This window comes from Pseudomonas sp. TJI-51 (assembly GCF_000190455.2).
Lineage (GTDB): Bacteria > Pseudomonadota > Gammaproteobacteria > Pseudomonadales > Pseudomonadaceae > Aquipseudomonas > Aquipseudomonas juntendi.
Window position 1 is genome coordinate 1 of the sequence record NZ_AEWE02000118.1, and the last position, 9136, is coordinate 9136.

At 64.4% G+C, this 9136-nt stretch carries 8 protein-coding genes and 2 pseudogenes; 4 read left to right on the top strand and 6 right to left on the bottom strand.

What is annotated here, in order from left to right; genetic code table 11:
* Positions 1–89 precede the first annotated feature (89 nt).
* Positions 90–998, bottom strand: a complete 909-nt coding sequence (locus G1E_RS22490) for a LysR family transcriptional regulator (RefSeq protein ID WP_009685043.1) — start codon at positions 996–998, stop codon at positions 90–92.
* Between the two features lie 188 nt (positions 999–1186).
* Between G1E_RS22490 and G1E_RS22495 the strand changes: the two genes are divergently transcribed.
* Entirely contained in the window at positions 1187–1633 is a 447-nt protein-coding gene (locus G1E_RS22495; protein WP_009685042.1) for a universal stress protein, read from the top strand.
* A gap of 182 nt (positions 1634–1815) precedes the next feature.
* Here the strand turns inward: G1E_RS22495 and G1E_RS22500 are convergent, their stop codons facing one another.
* Genes G1E_RS22500 through G1E_RS22515 form a run of 4 tightly spaced genes read right to left on the bottom strand, consistent with a single transcriptional unit; the run spans position 1816 to position 6595 of the window.
* Positions 1816–2676 carry an HlyD family secretion protein gene (locus G1E_RS22500; RefSeq protein WP_009685041.1) on the bottom strand — a complete coding sequence of 287 codons (861 nt, stop codon included), beginning with the start codon at positions 2674–2676 and terminating at the stop codon, positions 1816–1818.
* Positions 2677–2686: 10 nt separating this feature from the next.
* Positions 2687–2887, bottom strand: a complete 201-nt coding sequence (locus G1E_RS22505; protein ID WP_009685040.1) for a DUF1656 domain-containing protein — start codon at positions 2885–2887, stop codon at positions 2687–2689.
* 4 nt (positions 2888–2891) lie between these two features.
* Positions 2892–5069 carry an FUSC family protein gene (locus tag G1E_RS22510; RefSeq protein WP_009685039.1) on the bottom strand — a complete coding sequence of 726 codons (2178 nt, stop codon included), beginning with the start codon at positions 5067–5069 and terminating at the stop codon, positions 2892–2894.
* Complete coding sequence (locus G1E_RS22515; protein WP_009685038.1) at positions 5066–6595, bottom strand: efflux transporter outer membrane subunit; 1530 nt, start codon at positions 6593–6595, stop codon at positions 5066–5068. Before G1E_RS22515 ends, G1E_RS22510 begins: the two co-directional genes overlap by 4 nt.
* Before the next feature lie 191 nt (positions 6596–6786).
* Between G1E_RS22515 and G1E_RS22520 the strand changes: the two genes are divergently transcribed.
* Both G1E_RS22520 and G1E_RS22525 read left to right on the top strand, forming a co-directional pair.
* A complete protein-coding gene (locus G1E_RS22520) occupies positions 6787–7734 on the top strand; it encodes a LysR family transcriptional regulator (RefSeq protein ID WP_009685037.1) in 948 nt (315 codons plus the stop codon).
* A 115-nt stretch (positions 7735–7849) separates the two neighbouring features.
* Complete coding sequence (locus G1E_RS22525; protein WP_009685036.1) at positions 7850–8824, top strand: D-glycerate dehydrogenase; 975 nt, start codon at positions 7850–7852, stop codon at positions 8822–8824.
* An 84-nt stretch (positions 8825–8908) separates the two neighbouring features.
* Here the strand turns inward: G1E_RS22525 and G1E_RS30310 are convergent.
* Positions 8909–9010 (bottom strand): annotated as a pseudogene (locus G1E_RS30310) (EamA family transporter); the annotation flags it as partial.
* Here G1E_RS30310 and G1E_RS28485 point away from each other — a divergent pair.
* Positions 8980–9081 (top strand): annotated as a pseudogene (locus tag G1E_RS28485) (AraC family transcriptional regulator); the annotation flags it as partial. The pseudogenes G1E_RS30310 and G1E_RS28485 sit on opposite strands and share 31 nt — an antisense overlap.
* Positions 9082–9136: the final 55 nt, after the last annotated feature.

Sequence of the window (9136 nt, forward strand, 5' to 3'; positions counted from 1 at the left end):
TGAAGATGCTCCGGCTAGCCTTGCCAGAAACCATAGAATCTCCCACAGAGTGGAAGCTGGCTTGCCAGCGATGAGGCCCTTACAGGCAATCACGGATCAACACTGCAGCAAGCCTTCAAGGTCTGCCGCAACCACCGATGTGCCGGGTCGTTGTGAAACCGCGGGTGCCAGGCTTGCAGCACCGTCACCCGCTCCAGCGGTACCGGGATCTCGAACGATCGCAGTGGCAACCCGAGCTTGTGCACGCTGTTGAGGATATTCGCCGGCATCGGCAGGATCAGGTCCGAATCCGGTAGCGAGAACAGCGCCGAGTGAAAACTCGGGGTAATCAATGCCACCCGCCGTTGCACCTTGAAGTTGGCCAGCTCGACATCAATCGGCCCGTTGGCCCGGCCACGGCGGGATACGCTGATCTGTGGGTAACTGGCAAAGCTGGTCGGCGTGATCGGCTGCTCGAAGATCGGGTGGTCGCGCCGGGCCAAGCCTACATAGTAGGTCTGGAACAGGCTCTGCACCTTGATCTCCGGTCCCAGATCAACGGTCGAGCTGATGATCAGGTCGGTGCGCCCGTCGCGCAGCACGCTGTCGTCGTCGCCGCCGGGGCTTTCCGGCACGAAGCGCAGCACCGTACGCGGTGCCTGCTCGTGCATGCGGCGCAGCAGCTGGGCACCATACAGGGCGATGAACAGGTCATTGGTGCGAATGTTGAAGGCACGGTCGAGCTTGGGCAGGTCGACTTCATCGGCGCTGCGGAACACTTCGCCAGCCTGCTCCACCAGCGCCGCCACCTGCTCGCGCAAGGCCAGCGCCCGTGGCGTCGGCACCAGCCCACGGCCCGCGCGCACCAGGATCGGGTCGCCCAACGCATCGCGGATACGACTCAGGGTCCGGCTCATGGCCGCGGGGCTCAGGTTCATGCGCTGCGCCGCACCGACCACACTGCCTTCGTCGAGCAGGGCATCGAGGGCGACGAGCAGGTTCATGTCCGGGAGTTGCATGGCCGTGTTCCATTACAGCTGGGGAGTGGCGATGGTAGCAGGTTGGCGGATTGCACCAGACGCAATGCGCTCGTGCGTGGTGGGGCATTTATTCTGGACGGTGATTGGGTCATAACAGTTGCAGTGCCTGCACCGACCCTATCGCCGGTGCAGGCAAATGACTAGCCAGCCAGAAGCAAGGATCCTGCATGCCCAGCCCCGTTCTGATCGCCATCGACGCCTCCCCCGCCGCCACTGCCCTGCTCACCCTCGCCCGCAGTTACTGCCGCCCCGGCGAACACGAATTGCACGTGCTGCTGGCCATCGACTCTACCTTCGCCGTGCACGAGCAACCCGCGCCCTACACCACCGAAGAGCTGGAGCAATACCCCGCCGCCTGCAAGGAACAGCACCAGGCCGACGACGCGGTGGCCAAGGCGGTAGGCGAATTGCAACAGGCCGGCTTCGCCAGCCAGGGCTGCATGATCGCGGGGCAACCGGTCGAGGCGATCGTGGCCAAGGCGCAGGAACTGAACTGCGAACTGATCATCATGGGCCACCGCCACCTGTCACGGCTGGGGCGGTTGCTGGACCCATCGATCAGCGCGAAGGTGATCGACCGGGTGAAGGTGCCGGTATTGGTGGGGCCCGCCTGAACGCCAGGTTGTCGATGCTGGCAGGCGCACAGCGTAACCTGTGGGAGCGGGCGCGCCCGCGAACACCGGCGCAGCCGGTGCCAGCCACCGCGTTGGATTCTTGCCGGGCATGCCCGCCACCACAGGTCCAGCGCTGTATCTAAAGGCAGTGCAGTGACTGTGGGCCAGAATGGCGCCGCAGGTCACCCCTCGCTCGGCTTCACCACCACCGTACAAGTCGTCCCCGCCGCCAGCAAGAACCCTTCCGGCACTTCATCGATGTGAATGCGCACCGGCACCCGCTGCGCCAGGCGTACCCAGTTGAAAGTAGGGTTCACGTCGGCAATCAGCTCGCGGCTTTGCGGGTTGTCGCGGTCGTAGATACCGCGGGCGATGCTCTCCACATGGCCCTTGATGCGCTCGCCGCTCATCATCTGCAGCTCGGCCTGGTCACCTACCTTCACATGCGGCAGCTTGGTCTCCTCGAAGAAGCCATACACCCAGAACGAGTTTTCATCGACCACTGCCATCACCGCTTCACCGGTACGCGCGTAATCGCCCCGGTGGATATTCAGGTTGGTCACGTAGCCGTCCACCGTGGCTACGATATGGGTGCGCTTGAGGTTCAACTCGGCTGCTGCCAGTTCAGCCTGGGCCTGCTGGTAGTCGGCCAGCGCCGAGTTGGCGATGTTACTGGCATCGTCACGGTTTTCCTTGGAGATCACCAGGTTGTCCATGTCGGCACGGCGCTTGGCGTTGACCTTGCGCATCTCCCAGGTGGCCTTGCGCGACGCGACCAGCGCCTTGGCCTGGTCGACAGCGAGTTGATAGTGCTCGGGGTCGATCTGGATCAACAGGTCGCCCTTCTTCACCCGCTGGTTGTCCTTGACCGGCACGTCCACCACATAGCCAGGCACGTCGGCGGCCACGTTGATGATATCGGCACGCACGCGGCCGTCACGGGTCCACGGCGTGGTCATGTAGTGCACCCACAACTGGCGACCGATGGCCACGGCAGCGACCAGCACCAGCAGGGTGGCGATCAGGCTGAAGAACTTTTTCATCGAAGGTTTCTCACCAGTAGACAGTAAGCGCCATGGCGCCGAACAGGCAGACGAACAGGCTCAGGCGCAGCAACGCCGGGTGCCAGAAGAAGCGGTAGCCATCATGGCTGGCGATGAACCGGTCCAGGCCCCAGGCCAGGCCCAGCGCAAACAGGAACATCAAGGTCATGGTGGGCATGTACACACCATGGAAGGCGATTTCGCGGGGCATGCTTTCACGCAGCATCTGGCAGTCCTTTCGCCGGCACCAGCGGCGACTGTGGGTCGAGCAGGGAAGAACGGATGAAGTGCAGGTAGCTTTGCGCACGGCGCAGCACCGAGGTATCGAAGTGCCGGGCGAATGGCTCGTCAGTGGCCTGCACCCGGGCAATGGCATGGTCCACTGCTACCAGCGCGCGTTCGTGGTTGCTGGCACTGGGCTGCAGAAACAGCCGTGCCAGGGCCCGGCCCATCACGCGGATGGCCTGGCGCCACGGTTGCGACTCGGCATACGCCGGGTGCACCGGGGCGCGGGCCTGCTCCTTGCGCAGCTCGATAACCGCGTGGCCGACCTCCAGCACGGTGAACATCCAGCCCATCAGCTCGCTCTGAACCTTCGGTTTGCCCGCCGCCAGGCCGTAAGCCTGGTGCAGCAGGTCGCGGGTGCGGCTTTCGAACGCCGTGCCGATGCCACGCAGGCGGCCGCTGATGGCAAACAACACCTGCTCGCGCAGCTCCTGCTCCAGGCGGCTCCACAACCAGCGGCTGTTGGGTGGCAGGATGATCGCCCCGGCGGCGGCACACACGCACATGCCCAGAATCATGCCGATGTAGTCATTGATGAAGCTGTAGGGGTCGTACACGGTCAGGTTGTTGGGTACCGAGCCGATGGCGAAAAACACCAGCAGGCCGATGCCGTAGCCCGCGTAGGCCGGCCGTGACGAGAGAAACGCGCCGAGCACGAACACAGGCGCCAGCACCATGCACAGCAATGGGAACCCATCGATCCAGGGGAACACGAAGAAGGTCTCGAAGAAGCCGACCAAGGCCCCCAGCGCAGTGCCGCAGGCCATCTGGAACGACATGCGCTTGGGGTTGGGCGAGGCCGCCGACAAGCCCACGGTCACCGTGGCGATCAGGGTCATCATGGCGCCACTGGGCCAGTCGCTGAGCAGCCAGTAGCTGCCCAGCAGCAACAGCACCGCCGAGGCGCGCACACCCGCTGCCAACGACACCAGCCAGCTGGTCTGCGCCACATAGGGCTCGTCCCATTGCTCGCGCTCGTGCTTGTGTGCGGCCAGCGAGGCGTGGGTTTCGGCGTAGCTGAACATTTCGTCGATGAAGCGGTACAACAGCTCGAACACCGTGTGGAAGTCGAGCTGGTCAGCCGCGCTCGGCCCGGTTGCCAGGTAGTCGGCCCGCAGGCTACGCACCTGGGTTTGCAGGCCTTCCTTGTAGGCGCCCAGCTCCAGGGTCAGGCGCAAGGCATCGGCGTCGGTCAGCGCCCGGCCCACGTAGGGTTGCAACAGCTCCACCAAGGTGTTCAGGCCCGGCTCGATGGCGGTGACGATCTGCCGCGGGCCACGTGCACGCAGTCGCTCCAGCAGGCGGTGCAGGGCGTTGAAGCGTGTGGTGATGGCCATGAACTCGCTGTTCATCCGCACCAGCCGGCCACTGCGCCGGCGCATGTGCGGGTCTTCGAAGGCGGTGACGTTACGCAGGCTTTCCAGGCCCACCGCCTCGGCCACGAAGCGCACGTTGCTGCTTTCGAAACGGTCACGCTGGCTGTCACCGCGCAAGGCCTCGACCACCACCCCGGCGAACACACCAAAGCGCTGGTACAGGGCGTTACGCATGGCGGCGCTGGCCGACTGCGGCAGGATCGCGGCACTGACGAAAGTCGACACCAGGATGCCCAGGGCAATTTCCAGCACCCGCCACACCGCCGCCATGAACGCCTGGTCGGGGTGCTGCAGCACCGGCAGGCCGATCATGGCCGCGGTGTAGCCGGCCAGCACGAAGCCATAGGCGCGGAAGGTGCGGTAGCGCATGGCACCGGCCGAGCACAGCCCAACCCACAGCGCCAGGCTGGGCAGGAACAGCTCGGTGTTCTGCGGAAAAATGGCAATCAACGCCACCATCATCGCCGAGCCGGCCAGGGTGCCGAGCACCCGGTAGAAGCTCTTGGCGAACACATGGCCGCTTTGCGGCTGCATGACGATGAACACGGTGATCATCGCCGTGCGCGGTTGGGGCAGCTCCAGGCGCATGGCCAGCCACAGGGTAATGAACGCGGCTGCCAGTACCTTGAAGATGTAGACCCAGGTCACGCCATCGGTACGCGCCCAGGCGAAGAAGCCGCGACGCCATTCCAGGCTTTGCAGCCAGCGCACAGGCAAACTGGAAGTGCTCATTCAGCGTTGTCCGGCCGGGTATCGAAAATGGCCAGGGTCGCCGGGGTGTTCGGCGCAGCCTGGCGTTCTTCCTGGGGTACGTCCTGGCCAGCCTGCAGGCCACCGCCCAGCGCGGTGACCAGCTCGGCATGGGCGATCAGGCGTGCCGCCTGCACCTGCTGCTGCACTTGCTGCTGGCGGAACAGCAAGGTCTGCGCATTGAGCACGTTGAGGTAATCGGTAAGGCCACGCTGGAAGGCGACCATGGCGATGTCGTAGGTTTTCTGCGCGGCGGCCACCGATTCGGCAGCGAAGTGCGACTGCTGCTGCATCGACTCGCGGCGGATCAACTGGTCGGAAATGTTCTTCAGCGCACCGACCACGGTCTGGTTGTAGCGCGCCACGGCCACGTCATAGCCAGCCGAGGCGACGCCCAGCTGCGAGCGCAGGCGCCCGCCGTCGAAGATCGGCAGGCTGATGGCCGGGCCAACGTTGTAGTTGAACTTGCGCCCGGTCAGGAATTCCAGCGGCCCGCCGCCCGTGGCCATGAAGCCCAGGCTGCCGACCAGGTCGACGTTGGGGAAGAAGCCGGCGTGCGCGACGTCGATGCCGCGTGCCTGCGCAGCCACCTGCCAGCGGCTGGCGACCACATCCGGGCGCTGGCCGACCAGTGCCGCAGGCAGGTTGGACGGCAGCTTCAGTGGTGCGGCCAGGGCCAGGGCCGGGCGCTGCAACTGCGCGCCCTCCCCCGGGCCTTTGCCGGCCAGGGCGGCCAGCTGGTTGCGGGCCAGGGCGATTTCTTCGTCGAGGCTATCGAGCTGGCGATGGGTTTCCGGCAGCGGCGCTTCGGCCTGGCTGACTTCGAAATGGGTGCCGATACCGGCCGCCAGGCGGCGCTTGGCCAAGGCCAGGATCTGTTCTTGCTGTGCCAGCTCGGCCTTGACGATATCGCGCTGGGCAAAGTGCAGGCTCAGCTGGATATAGGCACGCACCACGTTGTTCTGCAGCTCCAGCTGCGCCTGGCGCGCTTCAGCCACGCTCATGTGCGCCTGGTCCACGGCCTGTTCACTGGCGTTGCGTTCACGGCCCCACAAGTCCAGCGCGTAGCTCAAGCCAATGGCCGCGTTGTTGTCCCAGGTGTTGGCACCCGACAACGCGCCAGGCCCATAGAACTGGTCTTCAGGCCAGTTGTGGCGCTTGAGCGTGGCCTGGCCGTTGGCCTGGAGCTTTTCAGCCGACTCGACCACACCGGCCATGGCCTTGGCTTCACGCACCCGCGCGGCGGCCATGGCCAGGCTCGGGCTGCCGGCCACTGCCAGGGCAACCCAGCGGTCCAGTTGCGGGTCGCCATAGGCGTGCCACCACTGCTGGTCGGGCCAGTGAGCATCGCTTGCGGCTTCGCGAATGGCCGCGTCGGTGGTCAGGGTATTGGCTTGCAGCGTCTTGCTTTGCGGGGCGATGCCCCAGGTTCCGATACAGCCGCTCAAGGTGAGGGCAAGGGCACAGGCACTGAACGCACTGAGCGTTCTGATGATGCGACGCGGCACAGCTGCGATTTCCCGAGGAAGAGGTGGAGGGGCCGAGCAATTCTAGGGGGCGGCAGCACTGGCGATAAGCGTAGATTCCTGCGAATCTTTGTTACCAAAACGGCGATAATCCGCCTTTGGTCGAAGGTAAGTTTTCATAACTTTTGCGTTGCTTCGTGACACAATTTTGTCCTCTACCTAGAGAGTGACCCATGGACACCCTGCAAAACATGCGTGCTTTCAGTTGCGTAGCGCAATTAGGCAGCTTCACGGCCGCTGCGGCGCAACTGGACACCACCACCGCGAACGTATCGCGGGCGGTCTCCAACCTGGAAGCCCATCTGCAAACAAGGCTGCTCAACCGTACCACCCGCCGCATTGCGCTGACCGAGGCCGGCAAGCGCTACCTGATGCGCTGCGAACAGATTCTGACCTACGTCGAGGAAGCCGAGGCCGAGGCCAGCGACGCCCATGCGCGCCCTGCCGGGCAATTGAAGGTGCATTCGATGACTGGGGTGGGCCAGCATTTCGTGGTGGATGCGATTGCCCGCTACCGTGAATCGCACCCCGACGTGACCTTCGACCTGACCATGGCCAACCGCGTGCCCGACCTGCTTGACGAGGGCTATGACGTGTCCATCGTGCTGGCCACTGAGCTGCCGGACTCGGGGTTCGTTTCGCAGCGCCTGGGCATCACCTACAGCATCGTCTGCGCGTCGCCCGCCTACATCGCCCGCCATGGCCTGCCGCACAAACCTGCCGACCTGCTCAAGCACGCCTGCCTGCGCATGGTCAGCCCGGTGATCCCGCTGGAAAAGTGGCTGTTCGATGGCCCGGAAGGCCAAGAGATGGTCAACATCACCAGCTCACCGTTCATGGTCAACACCGCCGACGCCATGAAGACCGCGATCCGCAGCGGCATGGGCGTAGGCGTGCTGCCGATTTATTCGGCCATCGATGGCCTGCGCGACGGCAGCCTGGTGCGGGTGCTGCCCGAGTACCGCCTGCAGGAACTGAACCTGTACGCCATCTACCCGTCGCGCCAGTATTTGGATGCCAAGATCAAGACCTGGGTCGAATACCTGCGCAACTCGCTGCCGGAAATTCTTGCCGCGCATGAGGCCGACCTGAAAACCCATCAGGTGCTGATCGCCGACTGAGGGCAGCTGCAAGTAGCAAGTAGCAAGAAAAAGCAGATCCGTTCACGTGCTGCTTTTTCTTGTAGCTTGTAGCTTGCAACTTGTAGCTTGTAGCTTTCCCCTTGGAAGCAGCCCGATGAAAAAGACCGTCCTGGCCTTCAGCCGAATCACCCCGGCCATGGCCGAGCGCCTGCAGCAAGATTTCAACCTGATACAGCCCAACCCCAAGTTGGGCGACATCGCCGCCCAGTTCAACGAAGCCCTGCCCGAAGCCCACGGCCTGATCGGGGTCGGGCGCAAGCTTGGCCGGGCGCAGCTGGAAGGTGCGGCCAAGCTCGAGGTGGTGTCCAGCGTGTCGGTCGGTTATGATAACTATGACCTGGACTACTTCAACGAACGCGGCATCGCCCTCACCAACACCCCGGACGTGCTCACCGAAAGCACCGCCGACCTGGGCTTTTCGCTGATCATGGGCTGCGCACGGCGTACCGCCGAACTCGACGCCTGGACCAAGGCCGGCAACTGGCAGGCAACCGTGGGCCCGGCGCACTTCGGCAGTGATGTGCATGGCAAGACCTTGGGCATCGTCGGCCTGGGCAACATTGGCGCAGCCGTGGCCCGCCGTGGCCGCTTCGGCTTCAACATGCCGATCCTGTACAGCGGCAACAGCCGCAAGAGCGCGCTGGAACAGGAGCTGGGCGCGCAGTTCCGCAGCCTGGAGCAGTTGCTGGCCGAAGCCGACTTCGTGGTCATCGTGGTGCCCCTGTCGGACGCGACCCGCAAACTGATCGGCAGCCGCGAGCTGAAGCTGATGAAGCCAAGCGCGTTCCTGATCAACATTGCACGCGGGCCGGTGGTCGATGAAGCCGCACTGATCGAAGCGCTGCAGAACGGCACCCTGCGCGGCGCAGGCCTTGATGTCTACGAGAAAGAGCCACTGAGCGATTCGCCGCTGTTCAAGCTGCCCAATGCCCTGACCTTGCCGCACATAGGCTCGGCCACCGCCGAAACCCGCGAAGCCATGGCCAACCGGGCGCTGGACAACCTGCGTGCGGCGCTGCTGGGTGAGCGGCCGCGGGACCTGGTGAACCCGCAGGTGTGGAAGGGCTGATCCCCCGGTTGTCCCTGTACCGGCCCTATCGTCGGCAAGCCAGCGCCCACAGTTTCGGTAGCTGGTCGCTGATAGGGCCATGACTCATCTGGCCTCCACAACCCCCTCAGCTACCCGTGCCCTGGGCTTGCGAAACACCAGCACATTCCCGGCCATCACTGCGACAAGGGTTTGCCAGTGCCAGCCATTTCAGCAATCGGTTCCGCCAGGCCGTTGGCGCCACACCGGGCGAGTACCGCCTGGCCTTCAACCTGTGACATCGGGGCTGCTTTGCAGCCCATCGCAGGCAAGCCCCACAGGGATCGCCTTAGG